Source organism: Campylobacter cuniculorum DSM 23162 = LMG 24588, assembly GCF_002104335.1.
Taxonomy (GTDB): domain Bacteria; phylum Campylobacterota; class Campylobacteria; order Campylobacterales; family Campylobacteraceae; genus Campylobacter_D; species Campylobacter_D cuniculorum.
In genome coordinates, this window is sequence record NZ_CP020867.1 from 250893 (window position 1) to 272946 (window position 22054).

The window sequence follows — 22054 nt, forward strand, 5'->3', positions numbered from 1 at the left end:
CTCCTTTATTGATTTTTTATTTGACATGATTTTTTAAATTCAAAATTTTCTCTATCATCTCAATGGCTTTATCAATGCCTAAAAACGAAACCAAAGCGGCGATTCCAACCCGTGCTTCGTAAGAAATATTTGCCAAATCAAGAATAAAAAAAATCGCAGAGGATACAACGCAAGAAGAGGTCGCGTATTTGATAAAGAGTAAAAAAGGAGTGAGAACTTGTTGATTTTCTTCGCTATATTCATTATAATGCAAACAATTATAAACCCCGCAAATGATTCCAATAAACAACAAAGGCAGAAGTTCTAAATAAATAAGATAATGATTGATAAGTTCTTGCATATCCCCCCCCCTAAAACATCAAAAATACATAAGTGTAAATGACACTAAAAAGGATAATGAGCCATAAAAAACAATTGATGGTTTTAAACATTTTTTTACACCAAAGTGGCACATCGCAATGCATTTTTCCGATGAGAAACCAACGCAGGATAAAAAAAGTTTTTTTCAAAGTTTTCATGCATTCCCTTTTTTATATTTTTCAAGGCTTTATGAAAATTTTTTTATCTTAAAGCCCTTTCATAAACCTTTTAAGCTCTGTTTTTAAGCTTATAAAAACGCTTTATTTTTTTAAGTCTGTTTTTTGCTCTTTCCTTATTTTTTCCTTTTTCTTTACTCTTTCTTTTGTTTTTTTGCTCTTTCCTTTTTCTTTTTGCTTTTTAAGCCCTTTTCATCGGGGTGTTTGTGTGCTTTTCAAACGCTTTTTCATTTTGAAAGCTTTCAAAGCCTTTTAAGCTCTGTTTCAAAACAACTTCAAAGCCTTTTTAAAACCTTTAAACGATGTTTAAGGCTTTGTTTTTAGTGTTTTTTCTCCTCTCTTTCTTTTTCTTTTTGCTCTCTTTACTTTCTCTTTTTGCTCTTTAACCTCTCTTTTTTTCACTTCTCTTTTTCTGCTATTTTTTTAAGATTATCATTTTCATTTTAAAAATATAAGTTTTTTTAAGCCTTTGATTTTATTCTTTTGTGATAGTAATAATTATTTTATCCATAAGCCAAGTGCCTAAATCATTTTTCACCTTAAAAACAATCTCCTTTTCACCCTCTTCTTCACTTGAAAAAAGCAAAATTTGCGAATCCTTTAACACCTCTTCATCATCGATAAGAAACATATGCTCATTTTGATTGTAAATGCTAAAACCTAAAATCTCTAAAGGCTCATTGACTTTAATCTCCGTTCGTGGGGCGATGATAGAGCATTCTTTGATATGTCCGCTTTTATCAAAACTGCCTAAAAGATTATTTCTTATATTATTGAGTATGTTTGTGTAAGTGTTTATAAGATTTGTATCGCTAATCTTTTTTATCTCCGCAACGACATTTGCAGTATGACTAGCAATCGCTGCACCTTCACTTGCATTTCCAACAACATTCAAAAAGCCAACATAAGCATTCGCGCGGTTTATCACGGCATTATCCCCAACGCTTCGCACCATCGACTCCGCTTGCACCAAAGACTTAAGCGTTTCAAGCTCAATGTGGCGGATTTCCATTTTTGTTTTGAGAGTTAAAATCTCAAGTTCTTTTTCAAGTTTTTCACAATTTAACGCACTCTCTTTTTCTTTAAAATGCACTTCAACAAGCTTTAAAGCTAATTCACTCGCAAAAGTATAGAGTTTATCGTCTGTAAAATTAAAGCTTTTAAGATTTTCTTTCGCAAAGTCAAAAAATTTCCAAAAACGTCTGACACTCATTTTTATTCCCTTTGCATAGGGTTATCATTCCACGCGGTAGCGGATTGACTAATCTGTGCGTTTGCATTGACGCGTTCGTTTTCTCTTTTATTCCAACGTTCATTTTCGATATTTTGTTGAGCTTGTGCTTGATTGAGAGCCTTTTTTTGCAGATTTAACGCCTTATTTTGCAAAAACATTCCATAGATTCCCGTGCCGATACTTGCTAAAGACCCTAAACCCTCTAAACTCTTCCCAATTCCGCCCAAATCATCAAAAAAAGACAGCATTGAGTTCGTGCCACCTTCTGCAGCGGGTGTTGCATTTTGTGCGATATTTGTCGCTAAAGCTGATTCTTCCATTTTCACAACCTTTATTTTATTTTTTGCGTGATTTTAGGAGTTTTTCAAATGAAAAAATAGGGTTAAAGCTTTTAACCCTATTTTTTAAAAAGTTTTTTTGCTAAGTTTTTTAAAAAAATAAAGAAAGGTTGAATTATGGCAAGAGACCCGATATCAACAGGACAACAAACGCAAATCATAGGACATTTAGCCGCTTCTTTTGCAGACACAGCAAACAATCTCGCAAAAAACTCGAGCGGAGTGTTTGATAGATTCATTGATTATCAAAGAAATGCAAGAAAAGAAAAAATGCAAGAAGAAGAGTTTAATCTCAAACAAGAAGCAACGCAAACGCAAATCGCAAATGAAAAGAGCAAAAACACACTCTTAAACAAACAAATCGATTCTTTTGATGAGGATAAAGCCTTGCAAAAAAGACAAGCCGAAAGTGAGATTAATGCAAGAAAATCCGCAACGGCTCTCAATGCTGCAAATACAAGAAGTATCAATCAAACAACGCAAGAAAAAGAGGATTTAAAAAAACTTCAAGCCACTGCTTACAATCCTTTAGCCGAGAATATGAAAAATAATGCGAATAATGCGGATTTAAATGCGTTGTTTAACGCGTCTTTGATTCCCACTTCAAGGCAATGATTTTTTATGATTGATAAAGCCTTAAAAGAAAAAATGCGTTTGTATTTTGAAACGCATTTTGAGAGTGCAAAAGAACTCGCACAAAGATTTGATGTTAAATATCGCACTTTGATGGTGTGGATAAAAAATGAAGGCTGGATTATGGGCAAAGCCCTCGATGAAGTATGCAAAAAAAACATCAAAGAAGAGGCTTTAAAAACAGAGTTTGGCAGTATTTTACACTTAAATAAAGAACAGATTAAACAAAATCTCAAAGACAATCTTAATCTTAATCATTACACAGAATTAAGCGAACTTGATGAGATTTTAGAGGGCGTGAGTGATGATTTATTGTTTAAGATGATGAATAGCGATTTTTTGCATAAAGAGATGATAAAGGGGGCATTAATCGCTAAAGAAGAGCTTTTAAAGATGCGGACTTTGAGCAAAAGACAAAGCAAAGCAAATGTCAGCCTTATCGTTGCAAGTGAAAAATATGTTAATATGCTCGGCAACATTCAAAAAAATCTCTATGATGATAAGATTTTAAGCAAGGCATTAAACTCTCCGCTTGAAAAAGAGCTTGAAAGCTTAAGCACAAATGAGCTTCTGGCTTTAATCGAAGATAAAAGCGAAGAAAACGCGGTTTTGAATGAAACGAACGCACAAAATTCAAATGCGGAGCAAACGAACGCAGAAGAAAACGCTTTGCAAGAGCAAAACGCAACAGAGTCAAAATTAGAACTTGCAAAAAAGGGCTGATAAAACACAATGACTAAAAACAATCCCGCTTTAAAAGAACTTGCTTTAAGAGAGTTAGCAAGACGCGATCTCAAAACCTTTTTAAAGCTTAAATGGCAAAGGTATAATAAAGCGGTGTTTTTGGATAACTGGCATTTTGATTATTTATGCAAGATTTTAGAACACACTCTGCCGTTTAAGACAAAAAACCCGCTGACGCGTTTAATGATCAACATGCCCCCTTCCTATGGTAAAACAGAAACTATCGCAAGAACATTTATAGCGTGGGCTTTGGCTCAAGATAGAAAGCGTAAATTTATTTATATCTCTTACAGCGATGAACTTTGCAAAAAAATCTCTAATCAAGTCCGCGATCTTTTAAAATCTGGCTTTATGCAAAGCATTTTTAAAGAAAAATTCCATTTTTTGCAAGATAATTCAAGTGAGTTTATTTTACAAGAAGGCGGAGGGCTTTTTGTAACCACTTTAAAAAGTGCGATTACAGGTTTTCATGCACATCAAATTCTCATCGATGATCCGATCAAAGTGAGCGAAATGGTGAGTAAAACGGCAAGAAACCTTGTTAATCAAAATTTTAAAGAAAGCGTTTTAAGCCGTTTGCAGGATAATCAAAGCAATATAACCATTTTAATGCAAAGGCTAGGTTATGAAGATTTATGCGGTTTTTTGCTTGATGAAAAGAATTTTAAACAAGAGATTATTAAACAATGGCACATCATCACTTTAAGTGCATTAAACGATACAGAAGAAACCTATAAAATCGCTAATTTTTCTTATACAAGGGCAAAAAATGAGGCTCTTTTTCCTAAAAGGCATAATCTTAAAGAGCTTCAAAGCTTAAAGCTTCAAATGGGCGATGATGAGTTTAGCACTCAATATTTACAGATTCCTCAAGCAAGTGAGAGCGGATTTTTTGAGAGCGTATATTTTAAAGAGATAGCAAGTTATGAAGTGGGTTTGTGTAAAGATTATATTTTTATCGATAATGCACAAAGTCTTAATGTCAAGGCTGATAATAGAGCGATTGTGGTTGTAGGTGTTGAAAATTTTAAAGAAAGCGCACGTTATGTGGTGAAAAACTGCTTTTATGGCATTTGGGATGAAGAGCAAACAATAAGGCATATCATTCAAACGCTTTTAAGCTATCCAAAAGCCTCGTGTTTTATAGAAAGCGACGGCGGGGGCTTAACCTTGCATCGTCTGCTTTTAAAAGAGATTGTAAGAGTGAATGAAACGCTTAAAAGTAAGAATGAAGAGCTCATTACTAACACGATTAAAACTTACACGCCGTCAAGAAAAATCAGCAAAGTCGAAAAAATCAAAGCCTTAAAACCCTTTTATAACACCGGCTATCTCGTGTTTTTACATAATGCATTTGGCTTAAACCAAATCAAAAAAGAACTCTTAGCCTTTAACCCCGAAAAACCTTTTAGAAAAGATGACTGCATTGACGCGATAGCTTCGGCTTTGGCTCATAATGAAGTCATTGCTCCCCCAAAAGAACACATAGAACTAAATAAAACGCGCATTAAAAGCCTTCCAAAATGGAGGATTTAAACGCGTTTTTTAGTCTGTTTGTTTGCATTTTGTGTTTGTTTTGCTTTTTTAGTCTGTGCGGTTTTTATCTTCTTTTGTGCTTTTTTAGTCGCACTTTGCTTTTTGTTTCTCTCTTATCAAAATTCAGGCTTTGTTTAAAAATCAATGATAAAAAACAATTTAAGGCTTTTGAATAACGGCAATATCAAGTTTTTTATCCACGCAATCATTTAAAAAAATGTTGATAAGAGTTTGATAGGGTATGCCCTTTTTTTCAGCCATTTCTTTAAAATAATCAAGCACTTTTGCGTTTAAATTAATCGTTATTTGCCTTTTAAGGCTTTTATCAACATAGGGGTTTTTAATGGCTTTTGAAAAATCATACTCTTTTTTCATAATCTCTCCTTGTATTGCTTTTTTTCCTTTTTGGTGGCTTTTCTTGCTGAAATAATGCGAATGATGTCGCCTTGCTTATAACAATGCACAACAAGCAAAATCCTTTCTTTTATACTTTGTCCTAAAAGCAAAAATCTTTCTTCATCGCTTGAGTGTTCTTCATCAAACATAACAAGAGCACATTCATCATTAAAGACGCTTTTTGCCTCATCAAAACTCACGCCGTGCTTTGCGATGTTAAGCTGTGCTTTGACTTCATCCCATTCATAAGTCATATTTTATAAACTCCTTATAATATAATTATATCATATTTTTTAAACATAAGCTTAAATGAAAACTAAAAACACAGCAAATTTTGCAAAAATGTCGTGCGGTTTTATTTAACTGGGGACAAACGCAAAAATATTTTTTAAACTTTTGCTTGTTTTCACTCAAAAACGCGTTTAAGGACTATTTTTATCTGCAAAAAAAGCCGATGAAGAAACAAAGTCAAAAACTCTTAAAAATAAAACGCAAAAAAAGACTTAAAAAATCCTAAAAACAAAGTTTAAAAGCCTTTCAACAAGCTTTTTAAACTTTTAACCCTATTTTTTCATTAAAAAATCTTTTATACTTAACGCTATTTTAAAAAAAGGATGAAAAATGGCACGATTTAAAATAGAAATCACAAGAGACGCATTAAGACAGACTTGTCGTTTGGGACGTGTGCGTGTGATTGCCATCAACGAACAAGCGGGGGCAGCGGATAAAGTGATTTTTGAATGCGATGAACTTTGCAACTCAAAAACAGGTTTAAAAAGTGGCGAGGATTTAGCCCTGCCTTCGGGACGATATAAGCTTGAATATTTTTTAAGCCCAAAATTCAGCTCCACTCTGCAAAAAGACATTTTAAAGGTGGATTTTAACACGCCTCTCATTTGCATTTATAATGACAAAAGCGACGGCAATACAAGTGATGATGTGGATAAAACGCGTCGCATCTTAATCCACTGGGGCAATACAGAAAAAGATACGATAGGTTGCGAACTTTTAGGCTATGGACGCAGCAGTGAGGGCATTACAAACAGCCGCAACGCGTGCGGTGATTTTTATCGTTTGATGTATGAAATCGCCCCTTTGGATAAAACGCAAATTGAAAATGTAGAATTAGAGATTATCGATAATTTAGAGGCTTAAAAATGATGAGTTTGTGTTTTTTTGCGTTAATGCTTTGTATCGGTTTGGCAGCTTATTATTATCATCAAATAAAACAAGGAGATAAAAATGTTTGATTTTATATTATATGTCGCGTGTGTGCTTTTTGGCATAGGTTTGGGGTTTTTGATTTTTAGAAACAATGCCGTTAAAATCGATGATTTTTTAAATCGCAGTGAGAGCGAATTAAAAGAATTTAAAGATAAAGTGCAATCAAAAATCGATGAACTGAAAAAAAGGAATGATTAATGGAGGTTTTAGCACAACTTCAACATTTTAAAGACGCTTTAAACGCGTCTTTGCAAGAGGAGTTTGACGCGTTATTGCAAAAAGAAGCAAATGCGGATGAACTTGCAGAGTTTAGCTCAAAGCTTGATGAGCCTTTAAAAACAGAGTTTAACGCCTTGCTTGAGAGCTTAAAAGAGCAAAAACAAGAACAGACTCAAAACACATCAAACAGCGACACTCAACAAAAAAAGCCAAAAGCTAAAACGCCTAAACAAAAAAGGCATTTTATCGATATTGTGAGCTTTGAGTATTTGGGAGAAAAAAACTACGAGCACCGCGATGAAAAGGGCAAAAAATATATTTTTCATCAGGGCGATACGATTTTTTTAAAAGATGATGAGAGTGCACGTTATTTTGCGTATAAAAATGCTCTGTTTAAAAAGCTTTGTTAAAAGATTTTTAAATGGGACTTTTCAACAAATGGAAAAAAGTCCGCGATAAGTATTTAAGGCAATGGGGAGGCATTATCGATAAATACGAGCTAAACATCCCGCAAGATAAATATTATCACATTGCAACAGCCTTAGGAAAAGCAGAGGGTAAATCGTGGCTTCAAAGATTTGTCGAGGGTGTTTTTAGTGGAAATATCTTTAGCATTTTAGGGGCGATAGCCTCTATCGTTACGGGCGGGGTTTTAGGACTTTTAGCGGGGGCTTTAACCTTAGCACAAAATGTTTATACCGCTGTCATCGGGGAAAAATCCGCAAAACTAGCCACCGCTCTCAATGCAGTGCAATCTCATACTTCACTTTTGAAAGAAAAGCAAGAGGTTTATAGCACAGGCGATAAAATCACAGAATACATCGTTTATACAGATTATGAGATTTATGCGAATGGAAGCATTTATAATAAAAACAATGCCGGAAGTCAAACATACAGCCCAAGCCTTGTTTATGATACGAGCAAGGGCATTTATGGAAAGGTGAATTTTGAGGAATTTGACGAGCAAACGCAAAATCGGGCTCATTTTACAAAGGCAGGAAACAAGGGTTATTTTCAGCAAGAGCTGGGCGTGAGTTTTGCGTTGAGTGAAGGGGGTTTAACCAACGAGCAAGTGCAGGATTCTTTAGAAAATAATGTGCGGGTTAATCACAGAAGAATCGTCAGTGGTTTTACAGAACTTGCTGCGGCGAAATTTAATTATACCGGTGAGCTTGAAGCGATTTATCAATGGGTTATTGAACAGCAGATTTATCCCTTTTGGCATAAAATGGTGAATAATGATTTTTTAGACAAACTCAAAAATTACCAAAGGGCAAAAAGGGCGGATTTTAATTATTTATTTATGTCATTTTTCACAAAAAAGAACATCACAGAAGAAGAGAAAAAGAAAAAATATAAAGAAGTATGGAAACAAACGCCCGAAGTGAAAGACTATGTGAAGCGGTTTTTTGCGGATGAGAGTCTTTGGTGGCCGGCATTTTGCAAATGGAATGATGAATTTTTTAATTTGAATCAAAATTATTATTTTAACAATGCTCAAGCACTAAAAAATTTCTCTCCTTTGCTGGGTTATTTTGATACTATTTATATAGATGGCAAAACGCCTTATCGTAATTATTTTCAAATGCTTTTTTTACAAAAGAAAGAAAAGGTTGTGATAAGACAAATGAAAAGCATTAATATATTACAAGGCACAACGACCATTTACAACAAAGTGATAACCAATTTTAATGAACTCAAAGAACTTGCAAAAAAGGGCTTCTTAGTGCGTTTTATAATGAAATATGAATGGGTGTATAACAACACCGATAGTAGAGGATCTTATGCAAACAAAATAAATATTGAAAAAGTCCTTGATGAAGCGGGGCTTAACGCAGTTTTTACAGAGTTTAAAAATGCTTATGAGCAAACAATGCTTGATGAGCTCTTTGAGTATGAATACAGCATCATCAATGACCTTTATTTCATCCAAAAAAGTCGCGTTTATACGCTTGAACGCAAAGCAGAGGATCATTTGCAACTCATCGATATGCTGTTGTTTAATCTGCTTCAAAGTTTGGATTATCGTTTTTATCTCATCACTCAAATGTCTTTTTATCCCTATTATGATAATGCAAGTGGTGAGCAAAAAGAACTCCCGCTAATTTTGACAAGCTTTCAAAGCGTGGATAAATCCAAAAAAACTTTTTACACTTTAGAGAATGAACTGCTTTTGAGAGAAACAGACACGATTTTTGATAAAGCCTTAAAGACAAATAATGGCTTAAGAGCCTTTTATTTTGACGCTTACAATCATTATCTAGGCAACGCAACGCAGAACAATAAAAGCACTCACGCTTTTGTGTATGAAAATTATATCGCGTATTTTAAGAGTATCGATGAGTTTGATATTTTTAGAAAAAGCATTTATTATGACAAGGCTTTAGATTCTTTTGATTTTGATAAGATTGATTTAGATGAGTATTACACGCGGGGGGGGGGCTGGATTAGTCGGCTTGATGGTGGATTGAACTGCTTTTTTTACATTGTGAGCCATTAAAGAATGTTTTTAAAAGTGTTTAAAAGTGTTTTAATGGGATTTAAAGAATGTTTTAAAAGCTTGTTTTAAAGCGGATTTAAAAGATAAAAACACATTTTTTATTTTTAACCCTATTTTTTCATTAAAAAATCTTTTATAATGCGTTTAATCCTTGATGATTGCTTTAAAATCTTATCTGTCCTCAACTTGCAAAGTAAAACATAAGATTATCTCCAGAAGGGCAATCATTAAGGCTTTAAAAAAAGGTTGATGAATGCTTGATTTTACGACATTAAAAAATCTTTATGAACTGGATAAAAAAGCGAATGATTGTGCGTTAAATGAATATTTAGAAGCAAAAAAATACTATCACGGAGAGCAACTGCCACCCGAAGTTAAAAGCATTATTCTTAATCGCGGACAAGCTCCCATCATCGAAAACATCTTTAAACTCATCATCAATAAAATCATCGGTTATAAGGCTCAAAGTATCAGTGAGATAAAAGTCAGCGGACGTCAAGAAATGGACACGCCTTTGGCAAATGTGCTCAATGATTTGCTCAAATATTTTTCACAAAATCGCAATTACAACCGCGAAATGACTGCAAGGGATAAAAATCTCATCTTTGGTTTAGCAGTGATAGAACTTTGGATACAACAGGATGAGAATAAAGATTTTGATTTGCAATTTAAGAGTTTAGAGCCCGAAAGTTTTTTGATTGATTGTTATTCTAAGGATTTAAATGCCCTAGATGCAAGACGCTTTCATAAAAAAATCAATATGAGTTTAAACGAAGCAAAGCAGATTTTAGATGTTACGCCGTTTAAAAACGCAGGAGGAACAAATGAGGATGAACGTTGTGTGATTATAGAAAGCTGGATTAAAGATGAAAACGGGCTTTTTCATCGCTACATTTGGCAAGAAGCAGGACTTTTAAAGAGTGAGTTAAGCCCTTTTAAAAATGGGGCTCATCCTTTCATCATCTCAAAATATCAAATCGACGATAAGGGCTTATGGTATGGACTTTTTAGAGACATTAAACCTTTGCAGGATTATGTGAATTTTGCTGAAAATCGCATGGCAAATATGATGGGCTCTTTAAAGGCATTTTTTGAAGAAGACGCGGTTTTAAATGCTGAAGAGTTTATCAATGAAGCAAGTTTGGATAATGCGATTGTCAAAGTGCGAAGCGGAGCGTTAAAAGAGAATAAATTTCAATTCATACAACATCACAACGACATCGCGACACTTTCACAAAAGGCAAATGAAAAAAGACAACTGGCTAAAATGTTAAGCGGACTGAATGAAGAAGCCTTAGGACTTGCAAACAATCGCCTCTCTGCCGCCGCTGTTTCACAACGCAAAGAAACGGGCTTGATGGGCTTGCAAGAGTATTTAAACGCGTGTGAACATATGGATAGGCTCATTTTTGAAAAAGTGATTTTTTTTATCACGCATTATTTTACCAAAGAGCAGGTGTTTAAAATCACAGATGAAAAGACGGGAGAGCGTTATTTTAGCATTAATTCAAGCGAGGATAATAAAATCAAAGTCGGAAAATTTGATCTCATTTACAAATCACAGCTTAAAACCACAGGACGCGAAGAAAGATTTGCTTACTGGAGCGAAATGTTTAAGACCATTTCAAGCGTGAGACCGGATTTAATCAGTGATATTTTGCCTTTAATGCTTAAAGACACAGACAGCCCAGTCGCTGCGGACATTGAAAACATCTTAAAAGAAAAAGAAGCGATGATGCAAGAACAAGCAAACGAACCGAATGAAATGCAAAATTTACTCAATGAATTGCAAATTGCGAAACTTCAAGCAGAAATCGCTGAACTTCAAGCAAAAGCGAAAAAATATGCTTCTCAAGGGGATTTAGCCGATTCTGTTACTTTAGCACAAAGTTTAGAACTGCAAGAACAAGCTTTAAACCCCGAACAAACAAGTCATAATAAATCGATGCAAAAAGGCGGCATTGATTTAAGATAAAGGCTTTTAAATAAACTTTTAAGACTTGACAAGACAAGATTTTAAAGGGCTTTACTAAGACGCGATTTTAGCTTGACAAGACAAGATTTTTAAGCTTGTTTTTGAAATAATATCTATTATCAATATAAAAAATCTTGTTAAAATCCTTTTTTGATAAAATGCTTATTTAAGAAGTGTTTTAATGTCTGCACTTTTTAAATCTTTAATGTGCGGATTGTTTTTTTAAAAAAACAATCCTAAATTAACCAAAAAGCCCTAAAAAAGTGAGCTTTATTTAAGCATAATTGCGTTATAATTTCACAAGTTTAAGCGGTTAATTTCTCTTGGTGGGAAAGGAGCTGATAATGGGAGATAAAATTTTAAAAATTATAATTTTATTGCTCTTATTAGCGAGAGAGCTTAATAAGCTTCTCTCTTAACTTTTTCAACTGAATTATAGAATAGCCTTACTTAGCCTATGCTTAAACTAAAAATTTACGCCAAGAGAGTAAGGCTCTTGGCTTTAAAACCCTAAAAATCAATAAAAAATAAATTTTTAATTTAAATTAATGTAATTTATAATAATATTATATTATATGTAATATTTATGAATAATTGAAAATGCAAAATCAAGGGAATAATTTGATGAAAAATAATGATGTTTCAAATAGAGCAGATAGGGATAAAATCCTCGCCATTGCTGTATATTTTCTATATCTTAATAAACTGAGTGCAACAAAAACTCAAGAAGGTATCAATGAAAACGATCGAGAAAATCCCGATGAAATTACAAAACTTAAGCTTATAAAACTTGTCTATTATGCTAATGCTCTAAGCTTAGTCTATCTTGAAAAACCTCTTTTTAAAGAAGCGATTGAGGCTTGGAAACATGGCCCCGTGATTGCTTCTTTGTATGATGAATTAAAACAATACAAAAAAGAAAATTTAATGAACATAAGCTCCTTAAATGATTATGAGCGATATTCTCAATGTCTTACAGATGAGGAAAAAGAAATTGTCAAAATGGCTTTTAGAGAATATGGAGGATATACAGCCTTTAAACTAAGAGATAAAACACACAAAGAAAAGCCTTATTTGCAAAATTATGAGGAAAATAAAAAGAATATTATCCCTAATGATGAAATAAGAGAATATTTTAAACAAGTTCAAGAACAAAAAACACAAGATTTGTATGAAAAGAGTGAAGAGTTTAGATGTCTGTTCAAGTCGTAACTCCTCTTATTTGGGATTTGAATGCTTATTATAAGAATGAGGAAAAACTTTATCAAAACAGGCATTATCTTGATAGGGCTTTTTCTGCATTTGTGCCAGAAAATTTTAGTGAAAATAAAGAAGCTTTAAAGAAATGCTCTTGTAGAAATGATAAAAAATATTGATGAGAGATTCTTTGAGATTTTTGATGATGAAAAGATTAATGTTCAAGCTTATATCTTAAAAATCTTACTCACTCAAAACCCTTAAAATCGATAAACCTTCATAATCAAACAAGAACAAGCTTTAAACGCGTTTTTTATGAAAAAAAGCTTAGCTTAAATGTTTTTTTGCGTTTAAAAGTCCTTAATTAAGTTTATATTTAATAAAAAATGGTTAAAATATCACAAAAGCAGAACGATAGAAGCGTGAGCCTATCCACAACCTAAAGGGTGTTTTCTTTGTTTTAAAAGAATTTACATGTTAGAAATGGAGTGTCGGATCTTTTTGTTTTTCAATCTTTTTTTTCTTGTCTTTTTTAAGGGCTCTTTTTTGTAAATAAAAAACATCTATCGTATCCGCAAGAATGCAAAGCATAAAAATAATCCAAATAGTTATATTCAATATAAACATATAGTCCAAAGAGTCCTCCTTTGCTGTGTTTTTTGTGATTTTATCAAATATTTTGTTTTTATCATAGGGTTAAAAAGAAACAAAAAATAAAAATGATAAAATTTTTTGAAAATTTTTAAGATAATTTAATAAAATTTTTAATATGATTGACTGAAACAAGTGAGGCTTAAAAATTGTCTTTCAAGGCATTTAAAGACTTTGTATAAAAAAGAGGGCGTTATGATTGTGATTTCTCCAAAAGAACAAATAAGCTTAATTGCTGATGATATACGCACAAAATATAGCACGTCTTTTCCTGTTAATGTGATTGAAATTGCAAATAATCTCGGTTTAAAAGTATATACTTATAATGAAAAAAATCCTAACATTTCGGGGATGCTTAACGCAAATAAAAAAGAAATTTTCATTAATGAAAACGATTTACCTTTAAGACAAAAATTTTCTATTGCACATGAGATTGGGCATTGGGTTTTGGATTATAAAAGCATTGCACCGCAAAAGGACATTTTTGAAATTAGCTATCGCAATGTTATTTCTAAGCAAGAACTCAAAGAAGTTAGAGCAAATCACTTCGCGGCTTGTTTGATAATGCCTGAAGAAGAAACTAAAAAAGCGTGGGCTTTAAATAATTATGATATAGATGATACTGCTAAATACTTGTCAGTTAGTCGTTCGGCTTTAACCTTTAGACTTGATAATTTAGGGCTTTTAAATGAGTGAAGACGATAAAGCTTTTATTTCTAAAACATATCCGACAGAAACTGAACAAAAGCCTAAAGAATATAAAGAGAAAACAAAAGAACATGAAGAGCTAGAATACAAAGAAAATAAAAATAATTATTGGGCTAAATCACGTTATCATGATTTATTGAAATTATTTATTTCTAGACGTTGGGTATTCTTTCTTTTTTCAGCATTCTTTTTATTATTATATTTAATAGGACATATGAATAACGATATTTATCAATCAATAGTAAAAAATATGAATGAAAATTATAAGCTTTATATAGATGTTTTTATGGATGTTTGCAAAAATTTATTAACATTTTCTTTTTATCTCTTTTTATTTTTATTGTTGTTTCCTTTAACTTTTAAACTAAGAGAACATTTTAAAGAAATATTAAATGCTTTATTAACATTTTTAAACCGCAAAGAAAGCAAATAAAAGGATACACAATAAAATCTTTTTCTTGTTAATCATCTTTTGTTGTTTTAATCATATATTTAGTGATTTCTTGCTCTTAAAATTTTCGCAAATTTTATCTGTTAAGTTTTAATTTATAGAAAATTATTATAATTATACTTGGCTATTGATAGAAACTTATCTAAGTGATGGCCGTGCTCATAACATAGTCGTAATCACGCATCTTTATTTTTGAGATGTTAAGCGTTCAATAGCCTCTTTCGTAAGCTCTCCGCTGTAATGATACATAGTTTTTAATGCAAGTTCATTATGTTTTCTTTTAATCTGCTCTATGACAATATAATTATTTTCATCCTGTGCTTTGATACTTATAAGCACGTCCTGATTGCTTCTGCTTTTTGATAGTTTTTTGATTTCTGCACTATCTGCTAAATCTTGATAATGGATAATTTCATTTAAACTTATCGGCTTTTGTCCTGTTTTCTTGACTAATATGAGGTCAATGCTCTTTGGTGTTAATTGATGCAAAATGTCTTTATAATCGCAATTATAAAACTTAATCTTTTCCGTTTCAAAACAATCCACTTTTTTAATCTCCTTTTTAGGTTGTTTTAAGGTCTTTTATGTAAAATTTTCTCTAAAATCCCTTAGAGATAGATTGTTTCCATTCTCTAGCTTGTTTAAGCGTGTATCTTGGTCGAAATTCTGTACACTAGGGATTTTTTTTGTAACTTGTCAAAATCCATTCATTAGTTCCTTTTCCATTAAAGCCCTTTGATAATCCTACACGATATTCTTTATTATTTTCTTTTAAAATAATCGTTTTAACTCCTGCGTTTTCTACAATGACGCCTTTTTGTATAATTTCGGGGATTTTCTCTATAATGTCGGGATGTTTTTCTAAAATGTGCTTTAATCCAAAACGTGAGTCTCCAAAGACAACATCAATATTTCCATTACCACTTAATGCGTTTAAATCCTCCCTATAAAATGCTCCTGCTACTTGGGCCTTAAAACTTCCATTTTTCAGTTCTGATTCTGTGAGTTCTTGCGTTGCGTTTCTTGCTTCATAGTCTCTCGCCTCTGCTAAAATCTTATCAATAGCGGCTTTTCCTGTATGATAAAATTCAGAATAATTTTGCCCAAAATCTTCAATAGGATTTATACCCTGTAGGCTTTCAGCTAGTTTTCTTTGCCTTTTGAAACTCTCACGTGTCATGGTGAAGTTTTTAAGGTTGTCTAATTTAGATCGCGTCAAAGTCAGCGCTTCAAATTTGAGACTTTCATCTTCTTCTATCTGTTTTTCAAGTCGCTTTATTAGTTCTTGGGTGTCTGGTGAAACTTTGTTTTTTGTATGAAATTCTTTTAGTGCTTTTAAAAGTTGGCTGTCGCTTATAATACCATTCTGGATATACATTATTTGTAAATTTTTAATATATTCATTATTAAAGAGTTTATCAAAGATTGCATTAGTAGATTTTTCAAGCTCTACAGCCCGATCGCTCTGACTAAAAAGCTCTCTTAATGGCGTTTGGTATATGTTGGTTTGTAATAAGCTTTCAAGCTCTTTAAGGTTGTTTTGTAAAACTTTTTTAAACTCTTTAATCTCTGCGGGTTTGTATCCTGTGATGTGTGCTATTGTTTCATCATTTGCTTTTAAATAAGGGATTAATGCATCATGAAAAGCAATTTTTATACGTGATATTAAAGGATTAGCTACGATGTCCATATATTCAGGATGTGCCTTAACTAAGCTTATCGTCATGTTTAAGCTACTTGTGAGTTTTTTATTAAAATCTTTGTTTAAATAGCGTTTGTTTATGCTTTTCTTAAAAGCTTGTAAATCTTTAAGCGTTATATTGTTTTCCTTTGTGAGATTAGTGAAAGAATGATCTAAGGCTTGGGTTGCTTTTTCTTTTAAACTTGGATTTACAAAGTCTTTAAATAATTTATCAACGAAAGAAAATTTATGTTCAAGTTCTTTTCCTGGGCTTTCTAAAAGTTCTTTAGTTTCCGGCTTTGTGTTGAAAGTTTCATCATCCTTTAAGCCTTTATTTGTTAAAGTATGATTATCGGGCTTGTCAATAGGCGCTAAAGGTTGTTTAACCTCTCCGCTAGTGGCTTGAGTGAGATGAGTCCGCCCTTGATTGTTAGCGTTATTTAGCGGGGTTTCGTTAGCGTTAAATCTTGGGGTTATTTCTAATTCTACGCTATAAATCCGATTTTTATTTGTATCTAAACGCTCTTTTGTTGTGATTAAAGCATTTGCATTTTCAAAATCACTATTAAAACGATTTATAATTAAGTCTTTATCTGTGGGCTTTGTGCCTTTTTCTGTATGTGCTAGATGTGCATTTTCAAATAAACTTTTAATCTCTCTTACAGCTCTTAAATATTGCTCTCTTGTAAAACCATTTTTAAGGCTTTTGTTTATGGCTGTGCCGCTTAACATTTTAGAGAGTGATTTTAAGTTTAAATGTGCCTCTTTGCCCTCTTTACTTGTCAAAACTTCATTAAAAAGCGGTTGCAATTCTTTTAAAAAGACGCGTTTAATCTCGCTTGTTTTTGCCTTGTTTAAGTCTAAATCTTGGGTTAAAGGCTTTTGCTTCTTGGATTTTTCTAAAGTTTCATCATCCTTTAAGCCTTTATTTGTTAAAGTGTCTTTTGGGTTGGATGCAGGGTGTGCATCTGTAAAAAAGATATCGCCGAACGTCTTATCTTTTTCCCTGTCAGTTTTGTATGTTGTTATAATCCATTGATTATAGCCTTCGCCTTTCCACCCTTTGCTTAATCCTAATTTATAATAATCATTATCTTTTTTATACCAAATGGTTAAAATATCGTTTTTATTGTCAATTTTCCCTTTTTCTACAATCTCACTTAAAGCATTGATGAGTTTAGCCTCTTCGCTTTCTCCTTTGAAGGCGTTAAACTCTCCCCTGTGTTTTTCTAAAATGTGCTTTAATCCAAAATGTGAATCCCCAAAGACAACATCAATATTTCCATTTCCACTTAATGCGTTTAAATCCTCCCTATAAAATGCTCCTTTAACCTGCCCTTGTTTTTCTTTTAACAAATGATTAATGGCTTCTTTGCCTTTATGATAAAAGGCACTAAAATTCACACCGAAAGGTTCATTTTCTAAAGGCTCTTTAGAGTCTTTTAAGGGCTTTTGTGTTAGATTTGCACTATCAGTTTTAACAATACTAGTAGGGGTTTTAAGCGGGGCATCTACCGATTGAGTTTTAACTGCCATCTCTGCATTATCCGCTTTAATGCTTAAGGGGGTGGGTTTTTCAAGGCTTTCTAATTCTAACGTGTAAATTTTATTTTTGCCTTGCTTCTTTTCAAAAAGCGTTATTTTGGCAGTTGCTTCTTTATCATTTATCTTTAAATCGCTTTTAAATCTATGCACAGCTAAAATGTTCATTCTGTGCTTGTTGTCCGCGTGTGTCTCTGTGAGTGTTGCATTTTCAAATAAATTTTTAATTTCTGCACTCGCTTTAAAATGCTCGTCTGTGCTAAATCCATTTTTTAAGCTTTTTTCCACTGCTTTATTGCTAGATATTTTATTCATCTCGCGTTGCGTTATCACTCCATGCATATTGGTTTCTTTGTTTATAATCTCTTTATTTAAAAGCGGTTGTAAATGAGCTTTTAAATCCTCTCTTAAAGCCTTAATGCCTTTTGGTGAGTCTGTGTTGAGATATAACATTTCATTTTGCGTTTCTTGTGGGCTTTCTTGCACGTCTTGTTTAAGCCCCTCTTGAGTCTTAGCGTTTAAAGACTTCTCGCTTGTGTTTTTAGCATTTTTTAAGTCTTTATTTGATATGATAGCGTTGTTTTGGTAGCCCAAACCTTGATTTAAGTCTTGTTTGCTACCCGGCCGAATGAAAGTTTGGATAATGTCGGCATTATACTCTATAGTATCATAGTCACTTAACTCTTTTTTTATCGTATTAAGTTTATTTGTTTTAAATCCTGTTAAAAGTAAATTATCGTTTTCTTTCGTAACTAAGAGATAAAAAAAGTCGTGTCCATCGCTGAATTTTTTAAGTCTTTTTTCTTTTATGATTCCATTTTCTGTTTTTTTAATGAGTATGTCCGGATTCTTAAAAGTCGGTTCAACGAGATTAAGCAAAGCAAGACGTTGCTCATTGTCTGGCTTTGAAAGCAAATGCTCTAAGAAATTATTTTTATTATTAAAAGCTTCTAAAGAAGATAAAAACTCATCAATGCTTATTGCTTTGGGCATCTTTTCGGGTTTGATAGCATTTAAAAGTTCGTTTAAATCGATATTATCAAGCTCATTTTTAGAGTCTTTTAAGCCTTGTTTGGTTAAATCATCCTTAGCGTTCTGCGTTAGGTTGTTAGCTCTGCTTAGCGATTGAGCTTCTGTTAAAGGCTCTTTTTCTTTGCTTGTTTGTTCTGCATTCTTTGCTTGTGTGGCTTCTGGTGCGTTAGCCTCTGTCTTATTTATCTGTTTTTGTTCTGCATTCTTGGCTTGGGATTCTTCTTCTTTAGCTATAAGTTTAAGATGCTCATAAAACTCATCTTCGCTTTTTTCTAAAGCTTGAGTGAATTGCTCTAAAGCTTTTCTTGTTCCGTTTGAAAAATCCCCTGTTTTTGTTTTGCTCTGCAAAATTTTCTTAAAATCACTCAAACCATCGGCATGATTTAATGCCCTTTCGATTTGAAATTTTAACGCCCTTTTGCTGATGCTTTGATCCATTGTCCCCCCGCGTAAAAAGAAAGGCAAAGATAAGTTTCTTAAAATGCTGTCCATTAAAAAATTAGTGATTTTTACCTGTGCAGAACCTTGAATGCTTGTTGCCATTGTGCTTGAGCTGCTCGTTGCCTTTGGTTCAAAGATTGAACTTGCGATTTTCACATCATTATAAAAAAGCTTGTTAAAGTCCTTTGTGTATTTGATAAAGTCTTTTGCTTCTTGGCTTTTAAATTGATAGTTATTAAGATTTTCTAACGCGTTTAAAAAGCCTTGAGAATCAAAAACATTCAAGCCATTTTTAAATTGCTTTTCATTGTCCTTATAAAGTGTATTTAATACACTGATTTCTATATCTTTAATCTCGCTTTGCCTTAAGCCCTGCGTTAAAACATCTAAATTATTAAGCTCTTTTTGCCCCTGTCCCTTTGCAAAATCGATGAGTTTGTGCAAGATTTTATCTTTTTTTGTGTTCTCATCAAAGATTTTTAAACGTTTTGCATTTTTAAGCACGGCTTTAAGCTGTGAATAATCCTCATTTGCCGTTTGAAAAAGCTTCATCGCTTGAGTGGTGAGTTTAGGATTTTGTTTAAAAATGTTTTCAATGCCTTTATCAATATCATCTTTAATAAAATTTTCGATAGCACTTTGAAAATGATTTTTAAGATTTGGGTCTGTAATCTCCTTAAAATTAGCGTTTAAACTCTTACGCATATTAATGAGTTGCTTAAGATTCACGCCGTCTTCGTTGTAAAGATTTTTACTTAACACTTGCAAAAAGTTTTTATCTTTAAGCTCTAAAATGAGTCCGCTCTCTTGTATTTCTTGGGCGAATTTTGCAAAATTTGCCGGGCTGATTGTTGTTTTTTCATCCTTAAAAGCATTAAGAAGTGTCTTGTCTATGGCTTCATTGTAAGCCTCTTTGCTCTCACTCTCAAAGCCCTTAAAAATCTCTTTTAAATCCTTAGAATCAATGTTAAGATTTGAAAGCTGTTTTTTAATCTCATTGCTGGAGCTTTGCAAGATTTCTTTTAAAGCCGTTTGAGCCTTAGGACTTTGCGAAGCGACTTGAGTTAAAATGCCGACATTAAGTCCGCTCTCATCCGCTCTAATCAAATCGACAATCTTCGCACGTCTATGCTTAAAACTTGTTTCATTCAACGCATCAAGTAATGCAGAAGTGCCCTTGACAAAAGGGCTTTTTGTTCCGTATTTTTCACTTAAAAAGGCTTGGGCTTGTTTTAAACGCTCTAAATTATCGGCGGTTTGAGATTGCAAAGCCCCGCCAAATTCGCGACTTAATTGTTCTAAATCGTCTTTTTGACTTTGAGAAAAATTTTTAAACGCTAAGTCTTCGGCTGTTTTGAGATTTTGCCCCTGTTTGAAGTTTTTGCCTGTGCGATAAAAAATGCCTAAACTTGGCAAGTTTGAGGCGACTTTGTCTGCGGCTTTAAAAGGGGTTTTTAGCAATTCTTTTAAGCCCATTTTTGCACTTGCTTTTTGCAATCCTGCGATGGCTGTGCCTCCTGCTAAATCAAGCATTCCCGCTTGCGTTGCATAGCTTAAAAACTCGTTAAAATTGCCCTCTCTGTCAAGTTTCATTTGAGCGATTTTATAATCCGCTCCTGCTCCGATTCCTGAACCGATAGCCGCACCGATGATTCCTTTAACCAAAGCCCCAAAAGGACTTTTACCCTTAGACGCTCCTGCTAAGCCGCCCGTGATTGAACCTGCAATCTCAAACTTAGAATCATTTAAAAGATTGAAAAAATTATCAAAAAAGCTCGTATTGACATGATAGGCTCTCTCTTGCCCGTTTTCATCCTCTTTGAAGAAAAAAACATCGCCCTCTTGATTCAAACCCGCTCCGCTAAAGCCGTGCATTGTTGCAATATCGTCTAAAGCGTTAATATAATCTTGCTTTATCGCCTGTGCTTCTGGGCTTTCATTGTCTTTTAGCAGATTAAGCAGATGGTGCGATTGATGAAATTGCTCTAAGGTTGAAACAGAATCTTGAATCTGCTGTGTGATTTCACTTTTGGCTTCTGTGTTGAGTTTAAACTCTTTAAAATCCCTTTCTTTAGCCGTTGTATCGGTGAAAAATCCTAAAACTTCATTAACAAAATGATTCACAGCCCCGACATCTTCTTTGATGAGTTTTTCATCCTCTTCGCTTAGAGTTTGCGGGTCTTTTTGAGCGATAAAAAACTTTTGCCTTTCCTTTTCATAAGCTTTTTTTGCAAAGTCTTCATCGCGTCGTTTTAACGCGTCTTTATCATTTAAAAGCGTGTCTTTAAAAGTGTCAAAAAAATACTCTTGAGTCGTGCCTTGAACCTTGCCATCTTTGATGGATGAAAAATAACTCAAATCATCTCTTGCTTTATCCCTTAAAAGGAGTTTTTCCGCGTCGTTTAAATCCTCAAAGGCGATTCCTTCTTGGATTTTTTTATTAAGTCCCCTTTCAAGCTCTTGTTTTAAAGACTCTTCGTTTGTGAGTTTTTCAGCGATCGAACTTGCAATATTGCCCGTGATATTGTCCGCTTCTTGAATCACTTGCCCTAAAAAATCGCTATTATCTTTCACATATTGTTGATTAAAAGCGTCTTGTCTTTCACTCTCTTGCTCTTTTTTATATTGCTCTTGTGCTTTTAACTGCTCTTTTGTGAGCTTGAGTTGTTTTTGTCTTTGCTCGGGTGTGAGCCATTCTAAAGCCGCGTTAAGCTCTTGCTCTTGCGGGTCTGGTTGCGTTTGCGGTTTTTGCTCTTGCTCTTGCGGATCTGGTTGCGTTTGCGGATTTTGCTTTTTGATTTGAAAAGAGAGTCTTTTTCCCTGTGCTTTTAACACATCATAAGCACTAATCTGACTCTTATTTTTTTCATTATACGCTTTGACATTGTTTTCTAATGCGTCAAAATCGATATTTGATTCTAAACTTTTCAAATAATTCACCGCGTCCATTTTGTCGCGTCCTGTTTTTTCAAAGGCATCAAAATCAAAATTCACAAAATCACTCATCGTTCAATCC

At 33.4% G+C, this 22054-nt stretch carries 20 protein-coding genes; 12 read left to right on the forward strand and 8 right to left on the reverse strand.

Features of this window, described 5'->3' with window-relative positions; genetic code table 11:
* Positions 1–16: 16 nt before the first annotated feature.
* From CCUN_RS01335 to CCUN_RS01350, 4 genes are all read right to left on the reverse strand, one after another.
* Positions 17–340 carry a hypothetical protein gene (locus tag CCUN_RS01335; RefSeq protein ID WP_027305017.1) on the reverse strand — a complete coding sequence of 108 codons (324 nt, stop codon included), beginning with the start codon at positions 338–340 and terminating at the stop codon, positions 17–19.
* Between the two features lie 10 nt (positions 341–350).
* Positions 351–518 carry a hypothetical protein gene (locus CCUN_RS09705; RefSeq protein ID WP_164502902.1) on the reverse strand — a complete coding sequence of 56 codons (168 nt, stop codon included), beginning with the start codon at positions 516–518 and terminating at the stop codon, positions 351–353.
* Positions 519–1011: 493 nt separating this feature from the next.
* Positions 1012–1749: a hypothetical protein gene (locus CCUN_RS01345; RefSeq protein ID WP_027305015.1), complete on the reverse strand. Its 738-nt coding sequence runs from the start codon at positions 1747–1749 to the stop codon at positions 1012–1014.
* A 2-nt stretch (positions 1750–1751) separates the two neighbouring features.
* Complete coding sequence (locus tag CCUN_RS01350; RefSeq protein WP_027305014.1) at positions 1752–2090, reverse strand: hypothetical protein; 339 nt, start codon at positions 2088–2090, stop codon at positions 1752–1754.
* 135 nt (positions 2091–2225) lie between these two features.
* Here CCUN_RS01350 and CCUN_RS01355 point away from each other — a divergent pair, with 135 nt between their 5' ends.
* The 3 genes from CCUN_RS01355 to CCUN_RS01365 are packed head-to-tail and all read left to right on the forward strand — an operon-like array spanning position 2226 to position 5021.
* Positions 2226–2723, forward strand: a complete 498-nt coding sequence (locus tag CCUN_RS01355; protein ID WP_027305013.1) for a hypothetical protein — start codon at positions 2226–2228, stop codon at positions 2721–2723.
* A gap of 6 nt (positions 2724–2729) precedes the next feature.
* A complete protein-coding gene (locus CCUN_RS01360; protein ID WP_027305012.1) occupies positions 2730–3464 on the forward strand; it encodes a hypothetical protein in 735 nt (244 codons plus the stop codon).
* 9 nt (positions 3465–3473) lie between these two features.
* Positions 3474–5021 (forward strand): terminase large subunit domain-containing protein, encoded by a 1548-nt coding sequence (locus tag CCUN_RS01365; protein WP_027305011.1) that lies wholly within the window; start codon positions 3474–3476, stop codon positions 5019–5021.
* A 159-nt stretch (positions 5022–5180) separates the two neighbouring features.
* Here the strand turns inward: CCUN_RS01365 and CCUN_RS01375 are convergent, their stop codons facing one another.
* Complete coding sequence (locus CCUN_RS01375; RefSeq protein WP_035175604.1) at positions 5181–5396, reverse strand: CopG family antitoxin; 216 nt, start codon at positions 5394–5396, stop codon at positions 5181–5183.
* A complete protein-coding gene (locus CCUN_RS01380) occupies positions 5393–5671 on the reverse strand; it encodes a BrnT family toxin (RefSeq protein WP_027305008.1) in 279 nt (92 codons plus the stop codon). Before CCUN_RS01380 ends, CCUN_RS01375 begins: the two co-directional genes overlap by 4 nt.
* Positions 5672–6038: 367 nt before the next feature.
* Here CCUN_RS01380 and CCUN_RS01385 point away from each other — a divergent pair, with 367 nt between their 5' ends.
* The 9 genes from CCUN_RS01385 (at position 6039) to CCUN_RS01425 (ending at position 14324) form a co-directional block, all read left to right on the forward strand.
* Entirely contained in the window at positions 6039–6572 is a 534-nt protein-coding gene (locus CCUN_RS01385) for a DUF5675 family protein (RefSeq protein WP_027305007.1), read from the forward strand.
* Positions 6573–6659: 87 nt separating this feature from the next.
* A complete protein-coding gene (locus tag CCUN_RS01390) occupies positions 6660–6839 on the forward strand; it encodes a hypothetical protein (RefSeq protein ID WP_027305006.1) in 180 nt (59 codons plus the stop codon).
* Complete coding sequence (locus CCUN_RS01395) at positions 6839–7270, forward strand: hypothetical protein (RefSeq protein WP_027305005.1); 432 nt, start codon at positions 6839–6841, stop codon at positions 7268–7270. Before CCUN_RS01390 ends, CCUN_RS01395 begins: the two co-directional genes overlap by 1 nt.
* An 11-nt stretch (positions 7271–7281) precedes the next feature.
* The gene (locus tag CCUN_RS01400) at positions 7282–9360 is read left to right on the forward strand and encodes a hypothetical protein (RefSeq protein ID WP_085296603.1); all 2079 of its coding nucleotides are present in this window, start codon (positions 7282–7284) and stop codon (positions 9358–9360) included.
* A gap of 253 nt (positions 9361–9613) precedes the next feature.
* Positions 9614–11335 carry a portal protein gene (locus CCUN_RS01405; protein ID WP_035175602.1) on the forward strand — a complete coding sequence of 574 codons (1722 nt, stop codon included), beginning with the start codon at positions 9614–9616 and terminating at the stop codon, positions 11333–11335.
* Between the two features lie 624 nt (positions 11336–11959).
* Entirely contained in the window at positions 11960–12547 is a 588-nt protein-coding gene (locus tag CCUN_RS01410) for a Panacea domain-containing protein (RefSeq protein WP_164502903.1), read from the forward strand.
* Positions 12529–12711 (forward strand): hypothetical protein, encoded by a 183-nt coding sequence (locus tag CCUN_RS01415; protein WP_085296605.1) that lies wholly within the window; start codon positions 12529–12531, stop codon positions 12709–12711. The genes CCUN_RS01410 and CCUN_RS01415 overlap by 19 nt, the downstream gene beginning before the upstream one ends.
* 607 nt (positions 12712–13318) lie before the next feature.
* Positions 13319–13879, forward strand: a complete 561-nt coding sequence (locus tag CCUN_RS01420) for an ImmA/IrrE family metallo-endopeptidase (RefSeq protein WP_169732376.1) — start codon at positions 13319–13321, stop codon at positions 13877–13879.
* The gene (locus tag CCUN_RS01425; protein ID WP_027306085.1) at positions 13872–14324 is read left to right on the forward strand and encodes a hypothetical protein; all 453 of its coding nucleotides are present in this window, start codon (positions 13872–13874) and stop codon (positions 14322–14324) included. Before CCUN_RS01420 ends, CCUN_RS01425 begins: the two co-directional genes overlap by 8 nt.
* Before the next feature lie 204 nt (positions 14325–14528).
* Here the strand turns inward: CCUN_RS01425 and CCUN_RS01430 are convergent, their stop codons facing one another.
* Positions 14529–14888, reverse strand: a complete 360-nt coding sequence (locus CCUN_RS01430) for a PBECR3 domain-containing polyvalent protein (RefSeq protein WP_085296606.1) — start codon at positions 14886–14888, stop codon at positions 14529–14531.
* 127 nt (positions 14889–15015) lie between these two features.
* Positions 15016–22044: a putative barnase/colicin E5 family endoribonuclease gene (locus tag CCUN_RS01435; protein ID WP_085296607.1), complete on the reverse strand. Its 7029-nt coding sequence runs from the start codon at positions 22042–22044 to the stop codon at positions 15016–15018.
* Positions 22045–22054 lie beyond the last annotated feature (10 nt).